The sequence below is a fragment of the Roseivivax sp. genome (genome assembly GCF_054552075.1).
In genome coordinates this window covers 63,663-83,009 of the sequence record NZ_JBTOLZ010000006.1, presented here as the reverse complement: position 1 = coordinate 83,009, position 19,347 = coordinate 63,663, and the positions used below count along the sequence as shown (strand labels likewise).

The window sequence follows — 19,347 nt, the reverse complement described above, 5'->3', positions numbered from 1 at the left end:
GCGAAGGGGCCTTCGTGGCGACGAAATTTTCCGATAGGAGACGGGGGCAGATATAGACCGACCCCCGTCAAACTCCACTGGAGGCCCATGGCGCGTTTCACGCTCATCACGCTGTCGCTCGTGGCGCTCCTGGCGCTGGGGGTCGTCCATGGCGGGGCGCTGGCCTGGGCGGCGCTGGCCCATATCACGCTTGTGGCCTTCTTCCTCGACCGGCTGGGGGCGCTTGCCGCGCCCGATGCGCCCGAGGGGGCGGAGTTTCCCGCCGGGCTCGCGCTGTCGCTGACGCTCGGGGTCTTGCACTTCCCGCTGCTCTTCGGCGGCGCGCTGACGCTTGCGGCAGGCGGGCGGGGCCTCGCCGAGGCCGCGGCGCTGTTCTTCGGGCTCGCGCTGTTCCTGGGGCAGGTCAGCATGGCCAACGCGCATGAGCTGATCCACCGGCCGGGCCGGGGTCCGCGCGCCCTGGGCGTCGCGGTCTACGTGAGCCTGCTTTTCGGGCATCACGCCTCGGCGCATCGGCTGGTGCATCACGTCCATGCGGCGACCAAGCGCGACCCCAATTCCGCGCGCCTGGGCGAGGGCTTCTGGCGCTTCGCGCTCCGGGCCTGGCGGGGCAGCTTCCGGGCGGGCTACCGTGCCGAGGCCAAGCGCGCCGCCCGTGCGGGCCGGCCCTCCTGGCGCACGCCCTATGCGCTTTATCTCGGCGGCGGGCTCGCGGCCTTCCTGAGCGTCCTGGCGGCGGGCGGCTGGCGGGCGGCGCTGATCTACGGGGCGCTTTGCCTCTACGCGCAGCTTCAGCTCCTGCTGTCCGACTACGTCCAGCACTACGGGTTGCGGCGGCGGCTCGGCAAGGCGGGCCGGCCCGAGCCCATGGGCGCGCGGCACAGCTGGAACGCGCCGCAGGGGTTCTCGGGCGCGCTCATGCTGAACGCGCCGCGGCATTCGGACCATCACGCGCATCCCGGGCGCGCCTATCCCGGCCTGCGGCTCGACCGCGCGGAGATGCCGATCCTGCCGCAGTCGCTGCCGGTCATGGCGGTGATCGCGCTGGTGCCGCCGGTCTGGCGGCGGATGATGGACCGCCGGGCGCGGGCCTGGCGGTGATTCCTTCCGCAGAAGGGGGCGCTCATGTCAGACTGAAGGGCATGAGGCCGCGTGTTTTCCTTCTCGCCCTGACCCTCGCGCTGGGGTTTCTGACCGCCGCTGCAGCCCCGCCCGCGCGGGCGCTCGAGGCGCCGATGACCGCGGCGGAGTTCGAGGCCTATGTGACCGGGCGCACGCTGACCTTCTCGGAGGCCGGGCAGCCCTACGGGATCGAGCGCTACCTGCCCGACCGCCGGGTGCGCTGGTCCTTCCTCGACGGCGCCTGCAAGGAGGGGCGCTGGTTCCCGCAAGGCGAGCGCATCTGCTTTGTCTACGAGGACGACCCGATGCCGCAGTGCTGGCGATTCTTCCGCGAGCCGGGCGGGCTTCGGGCGCTCTTCGACGGCGGCGGGGCGACGGAGCTTTACGAGGCCGAGAGTGAGGGCGAGATGCTCTGCCTCGGCCCCGAGGTCGGGGTCTAGGCGCGGGCGGTCAGCCGGCGCTCCCCCGCCAAAAATTCACCCCTCACGGGTTCTCATGCACCGCGCAGCGGCAGCCCCGGGCGCGCAGCCCGTCGCAAAGCTTGCCCGCCGCCTCCGGCGTCTCGACGCCCAGCCGGGCCATGACGTAGCCCTGCCGCCCCGCCACCCGATGCGCCACCGACACCAGTTCGAGCGGCGCGCTCTCGGCCAGCGCCCGGCAGGCGCGGGTCCGGGCGCGGAAGGCCGCGCGGGCGGCCTCGGCGTCGGGCCCGAAGGCCAGTTGCACGCCCCAGGGCGCGTGCTCGCGCTCGGGCGCGGGATAGGGGCTGAGCCGCCGCGTGCGGGCCAGCGCGCGGCAGGCCGGCTCGAAGGGCGCCGCGCCGTCGAGCCGGAAATCGGGCGCCTCGGGCGGGTCGTCGCGCCAGGTCTCGGCGCTGAGCCCGGTGATGATCCGCACGTAGTCGCGGGTTTCGGGCGGCAGCGGGCGCTTGTCGCGGACATGCGCCGCGGTGCGCGCCTCGCCCGCGTTATAGGCCGCCGCCGCCAGCCCGGGATTGCCGAAACGGCGGGTCAGCTCGCCCAGGTAATGGGCGGAATATTCCAGCGCCTGGGCGGGGTTGAGACTGTCGGTGAGCCCGCGCCGCGCGGCGGTTCTGTCGATGAACTGCGCGATGCCGCGCGCCGCGGCGGGCGAGAGGGCATTGGGGTCGAAGCGGCTTTCTTGCCAGAGAAGCCGCGCGAAGAAATGCGGGTCGATGCCATGGGTCCGCGCGAAGCTGCCGATCGCCGCGCAGGTGTCGTAGACATGATGCGCGGGCCGGATGCAGAGCGGGGCACTGAACCGCCCCGCGGAACAGAGCGTGCCGGGATCGCGCGGGCCTGCTGCGGGCGCCGGACCCGTCAGCCCGGGCGCCAGGAGGCAGGCAAGGAAAAGGGCTCTGAGGGCGCGGCGCATGGCGCCAGTCTAAGGGCCGCCGCCGCCGCCCGGTCAACGGGCCTTTTCCTCGGGCGGGTGAGGGGATAGGTGAAAAGGGTCTGGAAGCGCGCGAGGCCCCCCTCAGATGTCCTTTTTCGGCAAGCTGAAATCCCGGTTGTTCAAATCCTCCTCGAAGCTCGAGGAGGGGCTCGACGCGATTGTCGCCGAGGGCGGCAGCGCCGAGCCGGAGGCCCCTGAGGCGGAGACCCGCCGGGAGGGTGACGGGCAGACCGGACCGGAGACGGGGGCGGCAGAGGCACCTGGTGAGACGCCGCCTGCGCCCGAGAGCGCCGAGACCTCCCCCGCGCCCGAAAAGGCCGAGGAGGCTCCCAGACCGTCCGAGGACGCCCCGCAGGCCGAGCCCGCCCCGCGCGACCGTGGTCCCGCAGAGCGCACCGAAGCTCCCGCGCCGGAGCCCGAGACCCCGGAGACCCGCCCCGAGACGCGCGCGCCCGAAGCCGCTCCGCGCCCGGAGACTCCCGAAAGCACGACGCCCGAGGCGGCACCGACGTCCGAAGAGGCGCCGCAGACCCCCGAGAGCGACCCGGAACCCACGTCGCGCCCCGACGCACAGGAGCCCGCCAGTCCCGCGCCGCGGGCGGAGAGCCAGACGCCCGCGCCCGAGGCACGCCCTGCAAGTGCCAAACCCGCCGACCCGGCGCCCGCCAAGAGCGACGCCCCCGCACCCGCAGCCCGTCGCGACGCGGCCCCCCAGAGCGACACCCCCCGCAGCGACCCCGCCCCCGCGGGCCCCGCGCCGATCGGCGTCGAGGCGGCCGCCCCGGCGCCCGAACCCGAAGCGCCCAAGGGCGGCATGCTCTCGCGGCTCTTCGGGCTGCGCGACACTCCGGGCGAGACCCGCCGGGCGCTCGACGACGACATGCTCGAAAGCCTCGAGGAGCTGCTCATCGCCGCCGACATGGGCGTCGAGACCGCCCTGCGCGTCACCGCCAATATGGCCGAGGGACGCATGGGCAAGCGGCTTTCCTCGCGCGAGATCAAGGAGCTCCTGGCGACCGAGATCGCCCGCATCATGGAGCCCGTCGCCAAGCCGCTGCCGCTTTACCCCTCGAAGCCGCAGGTGGTGCTGGTCGTCGGCGTGAACGGCTCGGGCAAGACCACCACCATCGGCAAGCTCGCCAGCCAGTTCCGCGCCGCCGGCAAATCCGTGGTCATCGCCGCCGGCGACACCTTCCGCGCCGCGGCGGTCGAACAGCTGCAGGTCTGGGGCGACCGCGCCGGGGTGCCGGTCCTGACCGCGCCCGAGGGCTCGGACCCCGCAAGCCTCGCCTTCGACGCCATGGGCAAGGCCCAGTCCGAGGGCGCCGACCTGCTGATGATCGACACCGCCGGGCGGCTGCAGAACCGCGCGGACCTCATGGCCGAGCTGGAAAAGATCGTCCGGGTGATCCGCAAGAAGGACCCCGATGCGCCGCACAACACGCTCCTGGTGCTGGATGCGACCACCGGGCAGAACGCGCTGAACCAGGTCGAGACCTTCCAGAAGCTCGCCGATGTCTCGGGGCTGGTGATGACCAAGCTCGACGGCACCGCCAAGGGCGGCGTGCTGGTGGCGCTCGCCGACCGCTTCGGCCTGCCGATCCACGCCATCGGCGTCGGCGAGCAGATCGACGACCTGGCGCCCTTCGACCCCGAGGAGTTCGCCGCGGCCCTGACCGGGGTGGGCGCGTGAGCCTGACCTGGTCCGACGAAGTGCCCGCCGTGGGCGAATACACCGAGCTGCGCCGGCTCGCCGGGCTCGGGCGGCGCGCGCCCGGCGCGGCGGCGCGCGGGCTCGAGGGCTCGCTGGCGGCGGTCTCGGTGCGCAATCGCGGGCGGCTGGTCGGCATGGGCCGGATCGTCGGCGACGGCGGCTGTTTCGCCCAGGTCGTGGACATCGCCACCGACCCGGGCTTTCGCGGCCAGGGCATCGCCACGGGGGTGCTGGAGCGGCTCATGGCCTGGGCCGAGGCCGAGCTGCCGGCCTCCTGCCACCTGAGCCTGATCGCGGACCCAGGCGCCTTCGAGCTCTACAAGCGCTTCGGCTTCGAGATCCGCACCGGGATGGCGCGGACGCTGCCGTGAGCGACGCGGCCCTGCTCGCAGGCGCGGCGGGCCAGGCGCCCGGGCGCGCGACGGGGCGGGCTCAGCGCTCCTGCAGGGTGTCGCGCACGAAGCGCCGCAGGAGCCACATCACCACCACGGTCAGCGTCGTCGCCAGCGCCGCCAGCGGCACGTTGCCGGTCCCGCAGGAGAGCCCCACGGCGCCCGCCATCCACATGCCCGCGCCGGTCGTCAGCCCGCGCACCTGCGCGCCCTGGGTGATGATCGAGCCCGCCGCGAGGAAGGCCACGCCCGCGGTCACCGCCTCGATCACGCGGATCGGATCGACCCGCAGCGCATCGCCCGCCGCCTTCTCGTCCAGCGCCATGAGGTCGAAGGCGATCAGCGTGAACAGGCAGGCCGCGATCGAGATCAGGATATGCGTACGCAGGCCCGCGGGCTTGTCATGGGCCTCGCGCTCCCAGCCGATCACCGCGCCAAGCAGCGCGGCGGCCATCAGCCGGAAAAGCGCCGCGGGCAGCGAGGTCGCGGCAAAGGTCGTGAGCAGTTCGGTGCGCACAAGGTCGAGCATCTGGGCCTCCTCGGGGATCTGCGGGTCTGACGCGGGCCCAACGCGCGCCCCTGGCGCGCGGTTGCGCGGGACGGGCCTCGGCCCCGCTCCATCCCCCGGGATGCGCTCATGAGCGCCTGGCTTCTCTCGCTCGAGGGCACCGAGGCGGGGCACCACCTCGCCATGGGGCTGGCGCTGCTCGCGGCCTTCCTGCACGCGGTCTTCGGGGCGCTGCAAAAAGGCCGGCACGATCCTTGGCTGTCGCGCGGGGCGATCGACATTTCCTACGGGCTCATGGCCGCGCCCATGGCGCTGTTCCTGGTGCCCTGGCCCGAGCCGCATATGTGGCCGATCTTCGCCGGGGCCTTCGCGATCCACACGGTCTACAAGATCCTGCAGGCGCTGGCCTATACCCGCGGGGCCTATACCGTGGTCTATCCGGTGGTGCGCGGCAGCTCGCCCTTCTTCGCGGTGATCGGCGCCTATCTTCTTTTCGGAGAGACCTTCGCGCCGATGCAATGGCTGGGCGTCGGCGTGCTCATGGCCGGGATCTTCGGGCTCGCGGTCTACAATTACATCTTCCTCGAACAGGGCCGCGCGACGCTGGGCCCGGCCCTGGCCTTCGCGGTGGCGACCGGGCTCTTCGTGGCGCTTTACACCACCTACGACGCCTTCGGCATCCGCTCGACCGCCGATCCTTTCACCTTCCTGGCCTGGTTCTTCATGATCGACGGCATCGCCATGCCGATCTTCGCGGCCTTCCGCTACGCGCGGATGCCCGATCCGCCGCCGCCCGGGCCGCTGGCCTTGCGCGGGCTGATCGGCGGCATGGTGGCCTTCCTGAGCTTCGGGTCGATCATGCTGGCGACCCGGCTCGACAAGGTCGGCGAGGCGGCGGTCCTGCGCGAGACCTCGACGGTCTTCGCCGCGCTGATCGGCTGGATCGTCCTGAAAGAGACGGTGGGGCCCCGGCGCATCTTCCTGATGACCCTGATCGCGCTGGGCGCGGTCATCGTTGAGTTCGGCGGCTGAGCGCCCCATATCCCCCGGAAACCAAAGTGAGGACGAAGATGAGCGACCGGCGCGAGGTCAACCCGCTAGTGAAGACGGCCCTGGAACTGGGCCCGGTGATCCTGTTCTTCGCCGCCTACCTCTGGCTGAAGGACGAGGTCTTCACCATCGGCGGCAGGGAATACGATGGCTTCATCGTGGTCACCGCGGGCTTCATCCCGGTGATCCTGGCCTCGACCGCGGCGCTCTGGGCGCTGACCGGGCACCTGAGCCGGATGCAGCTCGTCACCGCGGTGCTGATCGTGGTCTTCGGCGGGCTCTCGGTCTGGCTCAACGACGAGCGGTTCTTCAAGATGAAGCCGACGCTGATCTACCTGCTCTTCGGCGGTGTCCTCGGCATCGGTCTGATGCGCGGGCAGAGCTACCTGCGCTCACTGATGGAGGGGCTGATGCCGCTCCAGGAGGCCGGCTGGATGAAGCTGACGAAGCGGCTCTGCGGGTTCTTCTTCGCCTTGGCACTGCTGAACGAGCTGGTCTGGCGGACGATGTCGACGGAAAGCTGGGTCTACTTCAAGACCTTCGGCCTGACCGCGGCGCTGTTTCTGTTCTTCCTCGCGCAAAGCGCGCTCTTCCGCGACTACGGGGTGGAGGAGGAAGAGTAGGGCTCTGCTGACCAAGCGGGGTGCGCCGGCGCGCCGGGGCCGCGGGACAGGGTGAAGGCGCGGGGCGGGGCCATGCGGGCGCGCAGCCGTTCGGCCTGCCAGCGGGTCCGGCCGGGCGCATGCTCCGGGGTCAGCCGCCAGCGGCTCTCGACCCCCGCCGCGCCGCCGGGATCGGGGGTCAGCAGCAGCCCCGTCGGGCGCAGCCCGCCCTGGCTGCCGGCCTCGGCGGCAAGCTGCAGGCGCCGCACCGGGGTCAGCGCGGGCGGGGTGTCGAGATCGGCCACCGCCAGCGCCGTGGCGCCCGAGCGCAGCGTCTCCTCCAGCGCCCAGAGCCGGTCGGCCGGGCGCCGCGCGGCCACGAAGAGAAGCCGCCCGGGATCGCAATAGGGCGCCAGCCCCTCGGCGGCGAGCCCGGCGGCCTCGGCGTCGCCGATCCAGACCACCGCCCCCGTGCAGCGCCCGGCCAGCGCCGCGGCGAAGGCGTGGCGGCCAAGCCCGCAGGCCTCGTGCACCCGGCCCTCGGTCAGGCGGATGTCCCCGACAAGCGTCAGGGCCGGCGCGGCGGTCTGGGGTTTGCGGGCAAGGAGCGTGTCGGACATGGGTCAAATGTAGCGTGTTCCCATTTTGTTCTCAAGCGGCGTGTGGCGGGGCAGCGACCAAAGGCGGCTTGCCGGGCGGGCCGGCCGCATGCCACCCATGGGCGCAGGACCCCTGCCGGAGCCGGACCCGCCGATGCGCCTTCTGCCGCTTCTACTCCTGATGATCCTCGGTGCCGGCCTGCCGGCGCGGGGGGTGGAGCTGACCGTCTTCGCTGCCGCCTCGACCCGCGAGGTGCTGGAGGCGGCGGCGGCGCGCTACGCCGAGAGTCGCGACGTGACGATCCGCGTCGCCCCGGCGGGCAGCGCCACGCTCGCCCGGCAGATCGCCCGGGGCGCGCCGGCGGATCTGTTTGTCTCGGCCAATCCCGGCTGGATGGACTGGCTGGAAGGCGAGGGCGCGCTGGCGGGGGCGCCGCGGGTGCTCTTCGGCAACCGGCTGGTGCTGATCGGTCATGGCGCGGGGCAGGGTGAGGCGCTCGGGGACGCGGCGGAGGCGCCCGGCGGGCAGGGGGGTGACACGGGACCGGAGCTCTCCGCCACGCACCTCCCAGACCTGCCCGAGGTCACCCGGACCACCTCGATCCTCGAGCCCCTCGGGCCCGAGGGGCGGCTCGCGGTGGCGCTGACCGACGCGGTGCCGGCGGGGCTCTATGCCCGGGCGGCGCTCGAGAGCCTGGGCCTCTGGGAGGGGCTCGCCCCCCGGCTGGCCGAGACCGACAGCGTCCGCGCGGCGCTCGCGCTGGTGGCGCTCGGCGAGGCGCCCCTGGGCGTGGTCTATGCCACCGACGCCCGGGCCGAGCCGCGGGTGCGCGCCCTCGCGGTCTTCCCCGAGGCCAGCCACCCGCCGATCCGCTACCCCGCCGCGGTGACCCGCTCCGCGCGCGCGCCCGAGGCCGCCGCGGCCTTCCTGGACTGGCTCGCCGGGCCCGAGGCCCAGGCCATCTACCGGCGCCACGGCTTCCCGCCGGTGCCGGACTAGGGTATCGGCAGAAGGGATGGAGAGCCTCGGACCCGAAGCCTGGGAGGCGGTGCGCCTTTCGCTCAAGGTCGCCTTCTGGGCGACGCTCGTGGCGCTGCCGCCGGGGCTGGCGGTGGCCTACCTGCTCGCGCGCGGGCGCTTCCCGGGCCACGGGCTCCTGAACGGGCTGGTGCATCTGCCCTTGATCCTGCCGCCGGTGGTGACCGGCTACCTGCTGCTTCTGAGCTTCGGGCGGCAGGGCTGGCTCGGCGCCCCGCTCGAGGCGGTCTTCGGCGTCAGCCTGGCCTTCCGCTGGACCGGGGCGGCGCTGGCCGCGGGCATCATGGCCTTCCCGCTCCTGGTGCGCGCCATCCGGCTGGCGATCGAGGCGGTGGACCCCGGCCTCGAGGAGGCGGCGGCGACGCTCGGGGCCTCGCGGGCGCGGGTCTTCGCCACGGTGACCCTGCCGCTGATCCTGCCCGGGGTGATCGCGGGTGCAGTCCTGGCCTTCGCCAAGGCCATGGGCGAGTTCGGCGCCACGATCACCTTCGTGTCGAACATCCCCGGCCAGACCCAGACCGTGCCGACGGCGATCTATGCCTTCCTGCAGGTGCCGGGCGGCGAGGGCGCGGCGATGACCTTGGTGGTGATCTCCATCGCGCTGTCGCTCGGGGCGCTTTTTGTCTCGGAATGGCTGGCGCGGCGGGTCGCGCGGCGGGTGGCCGGGCGATGACGCTTTCCGTCGCCATCAAAAAGCGCCTCGGCGCCTTCGGCCTCGACCTCGAGTTCGAGGCGCCCGACGGGGTGACGGCGCTGTTCGGGCGTTCGGGCGCGGGCAAGACCTCGCTGGTGCATGCCATCGCGGGGCTGATGCAGCCCGACGCCGGGCGCATCGCGCTCAACGGGGATCTGCTGTTCAATGCGGCGCGGCGGCGCGACCTGCCGGTGCACCGGCGGCGGCTGGGCTATGTCTTCCAGGAAAGCCGGCTCTTTCCGCATCTGAGCGTGCGGCAGAACTTGCTTTACGGCCGCCGCGCGCGGCATCTGCGGGGCGAGGGGGACCTGGCCCATGTGACCGAGCTGCTGGGGCTCGGCCCGCTACTCGACCGCCGGCCCGGGGCGCTTTCAGGCGGCGAGGCACAGCGCGTGGCGATCGGCCGGGCGCTGCTGTCGGAGCCCCGGATGCTGCTCATGGACGAGCCGCTGGCGGCGCTCGACGCCCCGCGCAAGGGCGAGATCCTGCCCTATCTGGAGCGCCTGCGCGCCGAGACCGGCCTGCCGATCCTCTACGTCAGCCACAACCTCTCCGAGGTGGCGCGGCTGGCGACACACCTGGTGGTGCTCGAGGGCGGGCGGGTGCTGAAATCGGGACCCATCGGGGCGCTTCTGTCGGACCCGGACCTGGTGCCGGTCATGGGCCTGCGCGAGGCCGGGGCGGTGCTGACCGCCCGGGTCGCGGGGCATGAGGCCGACGGGCTGACCGCGCTCGAGGCCGCCGGCGGGCGGCTCTACCTGCCGCGCATCGAGGCCGCGCCGGGCTCGGAGCTGCGGGTGCGGATCCTGGCGCAGGACGTGATCGTGGCGACCGAGCCGCCGCGCGGGATCTCGGCCCTGAACGTGCTGCCCGCGACGGTCACCGCGATCCGCCGCGGCGAGGGCCCGGGCATGGTCGCCCAGCTCGACCTCGGCGGAGACACGATCCTCGCGCGGGTGACCCAGCGCAGCGCCGAGGCCCTGGGCCTGGTCCCCGGCCGCGCCTGCTACGCGGTGATGAAGACGGTCGCCGTTGCGCCCGCGGACGTGGGGCAGGGGTTGCGGGGGTGACTTGAGAGGGTTGAGGCTGAGGTGTTCGGCCGGAGTGGGGCGCAGATGCTGAGAAGCGAACAGTTCCCGATCGTGGCGCCCCGCTGCTCAGATGCGCCCCGCTCACCCCAATATCATCCAAAGTCGCCCTCCGCGACGTCTTCCCCACCCTGCGCCCGAATAGCACCGAAGGTGCCGGGCGCGCGCCGGACCGGCCCCTTGGGCCGGCGCTCCCTGGGGCGGAGTGCGTAGCTCACCCCTAGCCCTGACCATGCTGGGATAAAGCGCCTAGCTCAGACCTTAGCAGCGCCGGCCCCCGGTCCGGCGCGCGCCCTCTGTTGTGAGGGGTGGAGGGCGGATTGGTGCCTGTTGCAGTAGGTGGTTCTGCAATTTGGGAGAAGGCGCGTGTGGGGGGGAGCTGAGTCGGGGCGCAGGACGGCTAGGGGGCGAGTCGGTCTTTGCCGAGTAGCTCGCTGCCGATAGCGAGCGTTTTCGACGCCGACTTCCATCTGACCCATGGCGGCATCTGCCAACCCGACTAGCCTGCCGTTCTTTCCGACCCATACCTGCTCCAAGTGCCGCGCTACCGTCCGCGCCTCCCGAATCTGAACCAATCCGGCACCCATCCTCCATCCCTCCAATCCAAACTCACCGACTCCCAACCCGCTCCCGCTCCCCCCCAACCAAGGGCTTGCGGACCGGGCGCGGGCCGCTAGGGTCGCGCGCGACAAAGGAGACCCCCGATGAGACGAAACCCCCTTGGCCGCTCCGGCATCGAGGTCAGCGCCTTCTGCCTCGGCACCATGACCTTCGGCAGCCAGACCGACGCCGCCACCGCACACCGCCAGATCGAGGCCGCCTCCGCCGCCGGCATCGACTTCATGGATGCCGCAGAGATGTATCCCGTGAACCCGGTCGCCGCCGAGACCGTGGGCCGCACCGAGGAGATCCTCGGCGACTGGTTCGCCAAGTCCGGCCGCCGCGCCGACTGGGTGCTGGCCACCAAGGTCTCGGGCGAGGGCCTCGCCGCGGTGCGTGACGGCGCGCCGATCAGCCCGGCCACCATGACCGAGGCGCTGGAAGCCTCGCTCAGGCGGCTCCAGACCGATGTCATCGACCTCTACCAGCTGCACTGGCCGAACCGCGGCTCCTATGCCTTCCGCAAGATGTGGGGCTTCGCGCCCTGGCGGCAGGACGCCGCCGCCGAGCGCCAGCACATGGCCGATGCCCTGGGATGGGCCGCCGAACAGGTCGAGCGCGGCACGATCCGCGCCATGGGCCTCTCGAACGAGAGCGCCTGGGGCACGATGACCTGGAACCGCATCGCCGAGGCCGAGGGCCTGCCGCGCATGCAGTCGGTGCAGAACGAATACTCGCTGCTCTACCGCCATGCCGACACCGACCTCGCCGAGGTGCTGCTGCACGAAGAGGTGGGCTTCCTGCCTTATTCGCCGCTCGCTGCGGGCCTCCTGTCGGGCAAATACCAGGCCGGCGCCCTGCCCGAGGGCAGCCGCATGGCGATCAACGGCGATCTTGGCGGGCGCAAGGGCGACCGGGCCTTCGAAGCGGTCGAGACCTACCTGCAGATCGCCCGCGACTTCGGCCACGACCCGGTGCAGATGGCCTTCGCCTGGTCGGCAGCGCGGCCCTTTGTGACCTCCTCGATCTTCGGGGCGACCACCTTCGACCAGCTCGAACATGCGCTCGGGGCGGTGGATGTGACCCTCTCCGAGGAGTGCCTCGCCGCGCTCGACGCCGCCTGGCGCGCGCATCCCTTCCCCTACTGACGGCGCGGGCGAGGCCGGACCGCCCGGCGGCCGGCCTCCGCCCCCAAGGGGTGCGAGATGATGGAACCCTGGATCCTCTTCACCATCGGCGCGGCGGCCTTCCAGACGCTGCGCTTCACCCTGCACAAGGTGCTGAGCCTGGGCGGACTCACCAGCACCGGCTCGACGCTGGCGCGCTTCGCCTATGCGCTGCCCTTCGCGGCGCTGGCCGCCATGCTCTACCTCGGGCCTGCGCCCGGCGCCTGGCCCGAGATCGCGCCCGCCTTCTGGGCCTATGCGGGCGTCGGCGCGCTGGGCCAGATCCTCGCCACGATCTGCGTCGTGGCGCTCTTCGAGACCCGCAACTTCGCCGTCGGCATCACCTTCAAGAAGACCGAGGTCATCCAGACCGCGATCCTGGGGCTGATCGTCCTGGGCGAGGTGGTCTCGCCCGGCGGCTGGCTGGCGATCCTGCTGGGTCTTGGCGGCGTGCTGCTCCTCTCCGAAACGCCGGGGCTCGCGGGGCGCTGGTGGCAGCGGATCGGCCCGCGCGAGGTGGCGCTGGGGCTCGGCTCGGGCTTCTTCTTCGCCTTCTCGGGCGTGGGCTTCCGCGGCGCCACCCTGGCGATCGGCGCCGAGGACCCGCTGTCCCGCGCGCTCCTGGCGCTGGTCATCGTGACCGCGGCGCAGAGCCTCGCGCTTATCCTCTGGATGGGCCTGCGCGACCGCGCGGGCCTCGCCGCGGTCTGGGCGGCGCGGCGCCAGGGCGTCTGGCTCGGGCTCGCCTCCATGGCCGGCAGCGCCTGCTGGTACAGCGCCTTCACCCTGCAGCAGGCGGCCTATGTGCAGGCCATGGGGCAGATCGAGCTGATCTTCTCGATGATGGTCTCGGCGCTGATCTTCCGCGAGCGCATCACCCGGCGCGAGCTCGGCGGCATCGGCCTCCTGACGCTCTCGATCCTGGCGCTCCTGGTGCTGCTCTAGGCCCGTTGCGGAAAACCCGCGGGGGCGCTATGCCGCCCGCGTCATGTCGAAATCGCATCCCTCCGGCGCCCCCTGGCGCAACTTCTACGGCCGCCTCAAGGGCAAGGGCCTGCGCCGCGCGCAGGAAGCCTACCTCGAGGAGGATCTCGCAAGCTACGCCCCCGGCGCCGTCGACTGGGAGGCCAACCCCGAGCGCGCGCCCCTGGACCTCAAGGCCGCCCTCGGCGACCGCCCGGTCTGGCTCGAGGTCGGCTTCGGCGGCGGCGAACACCTGGTGCACCAGGCGCTGGCCAACCCCGGCACCGGGATCATCGGCTGCGAGCCCTATATCAACGGCGTCGCCATGCTGCTCGGCAAGCTGCGCGAGAACCCGGCGGGCAACGTGCGGATCCACCCCGGCGACGTGCGCGACCTCTTCGACGTGCTGCCCGAGGACTGCCTCGACAAGTGCTTCCTGCTCTATCCCGACCCCTGGCCGAAGAAGAAGCACCACCGCCGCCGCTTCGTGACGCCGGAACACCTCGAGCCGCTGGCCCGGGCGATGAAGCCCGGCGCCGAGTTCCGGGTCGCGACCGACATCCCCGACTACGTGCGCCAGACCCTGCAGGAGGTGCCCCGCGCCGGCTTCCGCTGGCAAGCCGAAGGCCCCGAGGACTGGCGCCGCCCCTGGGACGACTGGCTCTCGACGCGCTACGAGCAGAAGGCCCTGCGCGAAGGCCGGACGCCGCATTACCTGACCTTCATCAAGACCTGAGCGCGGCCGCCGGGGGCACCGCCCCCACCGCCGGGCCGCCGCCGCGCCCCCGGTGAAACACCGCGCGCCCGCGCCACCCCGCACCCGGCCAATCGGCCGGGAGCCGGGCTCCACGCCCCGTCGCCTGCGACCGTCCCTCGGCCGGAAATTGAGCCCCACGCCCACCTCCCGCGCCCGACCGTCCCCCGGTTCGGCCTCCAGCGGCAGGCCCCGCCACCCCGCGCACCGCCAATGGGCCGGCAAGAAGAGTCCCGAAGCCCGCCACCCGCACCCGACCGACTTCCCTCGTTCGGCCTGCCGCGGCTGACCACGCCGCTCCGGGCGCAGCCCCACTTCAGGCCTGACCGGGCCGAAAATACTCGCGGGGTGAATGCCGCCCGGCACGGGCGGCAGAGGGGGCGGCGAGCCCCCTCGCGCGCCGGGCACCGGCGCGCTTCCGCCCCGGCCCACCCTGCGCCACGCGCGGTCCGTCCAGCAAAACCCGCGTCATGCCGGCCAGAACTGATCGAAGCCCCATCCGGGGCCCCACGCTCCCCGGACAAAGCGCAAGCCACCGACCGCACCACACCACCCCAAACCACACCCACACCCCCGCCAGCCGCCACGACGGATAGACCCCGCCCCGCGGGCTTGCTAAAGCGCGCTCAAGTCTCAGCGAGGAAGCCCCCCATGTCCGGCCACGGCCCAGCCATCCCGATGCAGTCCAAACCCTCCGGCCCGCTCACCGGCGAGGCGCATGTTCCCGGCGACAAGTCGATCTCGCACCGGTCGCTGATTCTCGGCGCCATGGCGCTGGGCGAGACCCGGGTGACCGGGCTTCTCGAGGGCCAGGACGTGCTCGACACCGGGGCGGCGATGCGCGCCTTCGGGGCCGAGGTCTGGAAGGACGGCGAGACCTGGGTGATCCGCGGCGTCGGCGTCGGCGGCTTCGCCGAGCCCGACCAGGTGATCGACTGCGGCAATTCCGGCACCGGCGTGCGGCTGATCATGGGCGCCATGGCGACCTCGCCGATCGCCGCCACCTTCACCGGCGACGCGAGCCTCAACGGCCGGCCCATGGCGCGGGTCACCGATCCGCTGGCGCTTTTCGGGGCGCGGGCCTTCGGGCGCTCGGGCGGGCGGCTGCCGATGACCATCCAGGGCGCCGAGATGCCGGTGCCGGTGCGCTACGCCACGCCGGTGCCCTCGGCGCAGGTGAAATCGGCGGTGCTGCTGGCCGGGCTCAACGCCCCCGGCGAGACCGTGGTGATCGAGCGCGAGGCGACCCGCGACCATTCCGAGCGGATGCTGGCGGGCTTCGGCGCCAAGGTCCTCAGCGAGGACACCGCCGAGGGCCGGGTGATCACGCTCACCGGCCAGCCCGAGCTTGCACCCCAGACCATCGCGGTGCCGCGCGATCCTTCCTCGGCGGCCTTCCCGGTCTGCGCGGCGCTGATCACCGAGGGCTCGGACGTGCTGGTGCCCAACATCGGGCTGAACCCGACCCGCGCGGGGCTTTTCACCACGCTGCGCGAGATGGGCGCGGATCTGACCTACGAGAACGAGCGCGAGGAGGGCGGCGAGCCCGTGGCCGACCTGCGCGCGCGCTTCTCGCCGGAACTGCAGGGCATCGAGGTGCCGCCCGAGCGCGCCGCCTCGATGATCGACGAATACCCCGTCCTCTCGGCGGTCGCGGCCTACGCCCGCGGCAAGACCCACATGCCGGGCGTCAAGGAGCTGCGGGTCAAGGAAAGCGACCGGATCGACGCCATGGCCGAGGGGCTGCGCGCCAATGGCATCGAGGTCGACGAGGGTGAGGACTGGTGGACGGTCACCGGCCGCGGCTTCGGCGATGTGGCCGGCGGCGCCCGGGTCGCCTCGCGGCTCGACCACCGGATCGCCATGTCCTTCCTGGTCTTCGGCCTGGCCGCGCGCGACGGGATCGCGGTCGACGACGGCGGGCCGATCGCCACCTCCTTCCCGGTTTTCGAACCGCTCATGCAGGGGCTCGGCGCGGCGATCTGGAGGGCAGAGGGATGATGCGCTCCTTCTTGGGCTGGAGCGCGCTGGCGCTCCTCTTGGTCATGGCGGCCTACAACCTCCTGGTGGTCGCCCCCGAGGTCACCGGCGGCTTCCTGCCCCAGGCCGCCTGGTGGGGCTACAGCACCACCGAGCTCGCGGTCTTCGGCTTCGAGATCGCCGGCCGCCCAGACATCGCGCGCCTCTACCACCTGCAGCTCGCGGTGGTGGACCCGCTCTTCATCCTGGCCTTCGCGCTCTGGGGCGGGCTGTCGCTGCGCCCGCTCGGGCGGCGCTGGGTGCTTCTGCCGCTGGCCTTCACGCTGGCCGACCTGGGTGAGAACTTCCTGCTCCTGGGCGCCACGGGCTTCGGCTCGAGCCTCGCCGACCCGATCCTCGCGCTGCCCCTGGCCGATGCGCCGCTGGCGCCGGCGGCCTGGTTCACTCTGGCCAAGCTCGGCCTCGCGGCGGTGATCCTGCTGTCGGTCTGGTCGCGCCGCGCCGCCCGGATCGAGCGCTCGCGATGAGCGGCGCGGGCGGGCCCAGTGCATCCGGCGCCGAGGTCGCGCGCGGCTCCTGCCTCTGCGGCGCGCTGCGCTACCGGGTCACCGGGCCCCTGCGCCTGGTGGTGGCCTGCCACTGCGTCATGTGCCGCAAGACCTCGGGCCATTTCGTCGCCGCCACCGCCGCCCGCGAAGAGCATGTCGCCATCACCGGTGAGGCGCGCTGGTATCGCTCTTCCGCGCGGGCCGAGCGCGGCTTCTGCCCGACCTGCGGGTCGAACCTCTTCTGGCGGAGCGCCGGGCGGGTCTCGCTCTGGGCCGGCTCGCTCGATGCCGCGCCCGCGGATCTGAGGCTTGCGGGCCATATCTTCTGCGGCGACAAGGGGGCCTACTACGAGATCACCGACGGGCTGCCGCAGGCCGCGGGCGACGACCCCGACCTGGCCCTGGCGCCGCGCTGACCTGCCGCGCGCGGGGGCCGCGGCCCGAAGGCCGCCCGCCGCGACACCGACCGAAGGAAGGAGCCTCGCCATGGCCTTCACCATCGCCATCGACGGACCCGCCGCCTCGGGCAAGGGCACGATCTCGCGCGAGGTCGCCCGGCTCTTCGGCTGCGCGCATCTCGACACCGGGCTGCTCTATCGCGCCGTGGGCAAGCGGATGCTCCTGGGCGAGGAACCCGTGGCCGCCGCCCGCGACCTGCGACCGGAGGATCTCGAGGCCGAGGGTCTGCGCAGCCCCGAGGCGGGCGAGGCGGCCTCCAAGGTGGCGGCGATCCCCGAGGTCCGCGCCGCGCTGGTGGATTTCCAGCGCGCCTTCGCCCGGCGCGACGGCGGGGCGGTGCTGGACGGGCGCGACATCGGCACGGTGATCTGCCCGGAGGCCGAGGCGAAGCTGTTTGTCGTGGCCACCCCCGAGACCCGCGCGCGCCGGCGCTTCCAGGAATATGTCGCCGCGGGCACCGAGGTCGATTACGACAAGGTCCTTGAGGACGTGCGCGCCCGCGACGCCCGCGACATGGGCCGGGCCGATGCGCCCTTGCGCCCGGCCGAGGATGCCGTCGAGATCGACACGACCCGGCTCAGCGTCGAGGAGGCCGTGGCCGCCGCCGTGGCGGCGATCGAAGGGGCGGGCGGCCGCAGGGCGCGCTGATGCAGTTCCACCGGCTGGCCTTTCCCGCGCATCTGCGCCGCGCCTCGGCGGTCAAGCCCGCCTACCGGCCCGAGGGCTACGAGGCGGGCTTCGACGCCGAGACCTTCTGGTACGACGCGATCTGGCGGCAGGGCGTGGTGCACCTGGTTTGCCCGCCGCTGAACAACCTGGCCGGCGCGGTTCTGGGGGCCGACTACCGGCTCGACGGCAAGCCCGCCTCGATCCGGGCACATCGCCGCTACCGGCGGCACGCGGTGCTCGAGATCCTCGCCGCCCATGCGCCCGACCGCATCGAGGTGCAGATCGGCGACTGGCAGGGCGGCACGCTGGTCGCTCAGGCGGGGCTGCCCGGGATCGACGGCGCGCGGGTGCATTTCTGCATCAACAAGGACAACGACCTGGCCTGGATCGCCGAACACGCCCGGCTGACCCGGCGGGTGCACGGGCTCGAGGCGGTGGCGGTGATCGACAACGGCTCGAGCCGCTACGCGCCCGGCGAGATCGGTGCGGCGCTCGAGGGCGCGGGCGTGACGCCGCTGGTCTTCGAGGCGCCCTTCCCCTACGGGCCGGTCGGGCTGAAGCCCTACCGCCGCACCGAGAAATACCTGCAGACCGCGCTGTTCAACGCGCTGAGGCTGCGCGGGCTCGACCGGGCCGGGGCGGTGCTGAACGCCGACATCGACGAGATCGTCCTTGGCGACAACGTCTTCGAACGCGCCCGCGCCGCGCGGCTGGGCTTCGTGCAGATCGCCGGCGAATGGATGAGCCCGCCGCCCGACGCCGCGGCGCCCTTCACCCATGCCGACCACCACTTCCGCTACCGCCCGCCGAAGCCCAGCCCGACGAAATGGTGCCTCGATCCCTCGGGCCCCCTGGGCGGGGCGAGCTGGGACATCCACACGCTTGAGCGGCTGTCGCTTCTGCAGCGGTTCCCCGCCAAGGGGCTGCGCTACCTGCACTGCCGCGGGGTGAGCACCAACTGGAAGAACAAGAACCGGCTGAACGTCTCGCAGCGGACCGAGCCTGACCCCGAGGCCCGCGCCTTCTTCGCCGCCCATGACGGGGAAGGGTAGGGGCGTCCTGAGGTGGGGCAGGGCCTCGGCCCGAAAAAACAAACCCCCGCCAAAGCGGGGGGCTTGCCTTCGAAAACCTAGGTTGACCAGGGCTTGTCATCGCCCGATGGCCAACCTGCCTAGTACTCTAGGTCTTAAAGCCCGATGACCGGGATACCCCTTAAAAGTAGGCTAGTCGGTGCTTGCCAGCAAGTGTTCTATGCCAAGACCGTAAACAACTCCTGTCTGCACCGCCTTCAGGTTATCCGCGGAAGCATGGGGCGTGGCCCATTTCCGGCGGTCGATCTTGAAGCCGTCCAGGCGCTCACGGCTGAGGTTCATCACCATGTCGCACTTGGCCCAGCACGGGAGATCGTCACGCTCGTTCGGATGGTAGTTTTTGGATAGGCGCACCACGAACGGCAGGTCGTGCAGAGGCGGTGAGGTGCTGATCGGAACGATCGTCACGATTTGGCTGCGGTGGGGCAGGCGCGGTGAGATGACCATGACCGGCCTTGTTTTCACCATTTCAGGCACTTCGAAGCCGCGAAAGCTGCAAACCAATACCTGGCCGGCGCGGGGAAAGTATTTAATCGGCACTGCGTTTTGCTCGTAAATGGCAGGGACGACCGGGCTGCGCCGGCGCCTCGCCGTATGGTCAATCATTAATACGCATTATGCACGTTAAGGTTGTTTTTGTCATGACGATAGTCGGATTGGCCAAAACTGCCCATCTCACGCTCCGTCCTGCGCATTCCCCCGTCACACCCCCGCCGGGGCTTGCCAAAGCCGCCTCCCGGGAGTAGACACGCGCGCGTCGAAAAGGCGCAAACGCCGCGAAGCGAAGAGTGAGGCGAGCAGGGTCGGCCCCGTCCGGCCCTCTTTGTTTTGCGGGCCAAGGACCAACCCAAAGACCGGCGGAGACAACCGCGCGGCCGGAATAGAATGACGTA

General features: G+C 72.1%; 21 protein-coding genes. 17 read left to right on the top strand and 4 right to left on the bottom strand.

Features of this window, described 5'->3' with window-relative positions:
* The first annotated feature begins 87 nt into the window (after nt 1-87).
* Both ACX938_RS06725 and ACX938_RS06720 read left to right on the top strand, forming a co-directional pair.
* Entirely contained in the window at nt 88-1,101 is a 1,014-nt protein-coding gene (locus ACX938_RS06725; RefSeq protein WP_459430471.1) for an alkane 1-monooxygenase, read from the top strand.
* 41 nt (nt 1,102-1,142) lie between these two features.
* Nucleotides 1,143-1,562, top strand: coding sequence for a hypothetical protein (locus ACX938_RS06720; protein ID WP_459430470.1), 420 nt, complete (start codon nt 1,143-1,145; stop codon nt 1,560-1,562).
* Nucleotides 1,563-1,605: 43 nt separating this feature from the next.
* Here the strand turns inward: ACX938_RS06720 and ACX938_RS06715 are convergent, their stop codons facing one another.
* Nucleotides 1,606-2,517, bottom strand: coding sequence for a lytic transglycosylase domain-containing protein (locus ACX938_RS06715; protein ID WP_459430469.1), 912 nt, complete (start codon nt 2,515-2,517; stop codon nt 1,606-1,608).
* Nucleotides 2,518-2,623: 106 nt separating this feature from the next.
* On the opposite strand from ACX938_RS06715, the gene ftsY reads away from it, so the two are divergent.
* Together ftsY and ACX938_RS06705 are read left to right on the top strand one after the other, a co-directional pair.
* Nucleotides 2,624-4,231: a signal recognition particle-docking protein FtsY gene (ftsY, locus tag ACX938_RS06710; protein ID WP_459430468.1), complete on the top strand. Its 1,608-nt coding sequence runs from the start codon at nt 2,624-2,626 to the stop codon at nt 4,229-4,231.
* The gene (locus ACX938_RS06705; protein ID WP_459430467.1) at nt 4,228-4,623 is read left to right on the top strand and encodes a GNAT family N-acetyltransferase; all 396 of its coding nucleotides are present in this window, start codon (nt 4,228-4,230) and stop codon (nt 4,621-4,623) included. Before ftsY ends, ACX938_RS06705 begins: the two co-directional genes overlap by 4 nt.
* A gap of 61 nt (nt 4,624-4,684) precedes the next feature.
* On the opposite strand, the gene ACX938_RS06700 is transcribed toward ACX938_RS06705, so the two are convergent.
* On the bottom strand, nt 4,685-5,173 hold the full coding sequence (locus tag ACX938_RS06700; RefSeq protein WP_232753336.1) for an MgtC/SapB family protein: 489 nt from the start codon (nt 5,171-5,173) through the stop codon (nt 4,685-4,687).
* A gap of 108 nt (nt 5,174-5,281) precedes the next feature.
* Here ACX938_RS06700 and ACX938_RS06695 point away from each other — a divergent pair, with 108 nt between their 5' ends.
* Nucleotides 5,282-6,184: an EamA family transporter gene (locus ACX938_RS06695; protein WP_459430466.1), complete on the top strand. Its 903-nt coding sequence runs from the start codon at nt 5,282-5,284 to the stop codon at nt 6,182-6,184.
* Between the two features lie 38 nt (nt 6,185-6,222).
* Complete coding sequence (locus ACX938_RS06690) at nt 6,223-6,825, top strand: inner membrane-spanning protein YciB (protein WP_459430465.1); 603 nt, start codon at nt 6,223-6,225, stop codon at nt 6,823-6,825.
* On the opposite strand, the gene ACX938_RS06685 is transcribed toward ACX938_RS06690, so the two are convergent.
* Entirely contained in the window at nt 6,801-7,424 is a 624-nt protein-coding gene (locus ACX938_RS06685) for an ImuA family protein (RefSeq protein WP_459430464.1), read from the bottom strand. The two genes, ACX938_RS06690 and ACX938_RS06685, sit on opposite strands and share 25 nt — an antisense overlap.
* Before the next feature lie 97 nt (nt 7,425-7,521).
* Between ACX938_RS06685 and modA the strand changes: the two genes are divergently transcribed.
* The 11 genes from modA to ACX938_RS06630 all read left to right on the top strand — a co-directional run bounded on the left by modA (nt 7,522) and on the right by ACX938_RS06630 (nt 18,415).
* On the top strand, nt 7,522-8,403 hold the full coding sequence (modA, locus tag ACX938_RS06680; protein ID WP_459430463.1) for a molybdate ABC transporter substrate-binding protein: 882 nt from the start codon (nt 7,522-7,524) through the stop codon (nt 8,401-8,403).
* Between the two features lie 16 nt (nt 8,404-8,419).
* Complete coding sequence (gene modB, locus ACX938_RS06675) at nt 8,420-9,115, top strand: molybdate ABC transporter permease subunit (RefSeq protein ID WP_459430462.1); 696 nt, start codon at nt 8,420-8,422, stop codon at nt 9,113-9,115.
* A complete protein-coding gene (gene modC / locus ACX938_RS06670; RefSeq protein ID WP_459430461.1) occupies nt 9,112-10,206 on the top strand; it encodes a molybdenum ABC transporter ATP-binding protein in 1,095 nt (364 codons plus the stop codon). The genes modB and modC overlap by 4 nt, the downstream gene beginning before the upstream one ends.
* Nucleotides 10,207-10,928: 722 nt before the next feature.
* Nucleotides 10,929-11,972, top strand: a complete 1,044-nt coding sequence (locus ACX938_RS06665; RefSeq protein WP_459430460.1) for an aldo/keto reductase — start codon at nt 10,929-10,931, stop codon at nt 11,970-11,972.
* A 57-nt stretch (nt 11,973-12,029) separates the two neighbouring features.
* The gene (locus ACX938_RS06660) at nt 12,030-12,935 is read left to right on the top strand and encodes an EamA family transporter (protein WP_459430459.1); all 906 of its coding nucleotides are present in this window, start codon (nt 12,030-12,032) and stop codon (nt 12,933-12,935) included.
* Between the two features lie 43 nt (nt 12,936-12,978).
* Complete coding sequence (trmB, locus tag ACX938_RS06655) at nt 12,979-13,689, top strand: tRNA (guanine(46)-N(7))-methyltransferase TrmB (RefSeq protein ID WP_459430458.1); 711 nt, start codon at nt 12,979-12,981, stop codon at nt 13,687-13,689.
* Between the two features lie 669 nt (nt 13,690-14,358).
* Complete coding sequence (gene aroA / locus ACX938_RS06650; protein WP_459430457.1) at nt 14,359-15,708, top strand: 3-phosphoshikimate 1-carboxyvinyltransferase; 1,350 nt, start codon at nt 14,359-14,361, stop codon at nt 15,706-15,708.
* Complete coding sequence (locus tag ACX938_RS06645) at nt 15,705-16,214, top strand: hypothetical protein (RefSeq protein ID WP_459430456.1); 510 nt, start codon at nt 15,705-15,707, stop codon at nt 16,212-16,214. Before aroA ends, ACX938_RS06645 begins: the two co-directional genes overlap by 4 nt.
* A complete protein-coding gene (locus ACX938_RS06640; protein WP_459430455.1) occupies nt 16,211-16,651 on the top strand; it encodes a GFA family protein in 441 nt (146 codons plus the stop codon). Before ACX938_RS06645 ends, ACX938_RS06640 begins: the two co-directional genes overlap by 4 nt.
* Nucleotides 16,652-16,721: 70 nt before the next feature.
* A complete protein-coding gene (locus ACX938_RS06635; RefSeq protein ID WP_232753348.1) occupies nt 16,722-17,342 on the top strand; it encodes a (d)CMP kinase in 621 nt (206 codons plus the stop codon).
* Nucleotides 17,342-18,415 carry a hypothetical protein gene (locus ACX938_RS06630; protein ID WP_459430454.1) on the top strand — a complete coding sequence of 358 codons (1,074 nt, stop codon included), beginning with the start codon at nt 17,342-17,344 and terminating at the stop codon, nt 18,413-18,415. Before ACX938_RS06635 ends, ACX938_RS06630 begins: the two co-directional genes overlap by 1 nt.
* 171 nt (nt 18,416-18,586) lie before the next feature.
* Here ACX938_RS06630 and ACX938_RS06625 read toward each other — a convergent pair whose 3' ends face one another.
* Nucleotides 18,587-19,060, bottom strand: coding sequence for a type II toxin-antitoxin system PemK/MazF family toxin (locus ACX938_RS06625; protein WP_459430453.1), 474 nt, complete (start codon nt 19,058-19,060; stop codon nt 18,587-18,589).
* Nucleotides 19,061-19,347 lie beyond the last annotated feature (287 nt).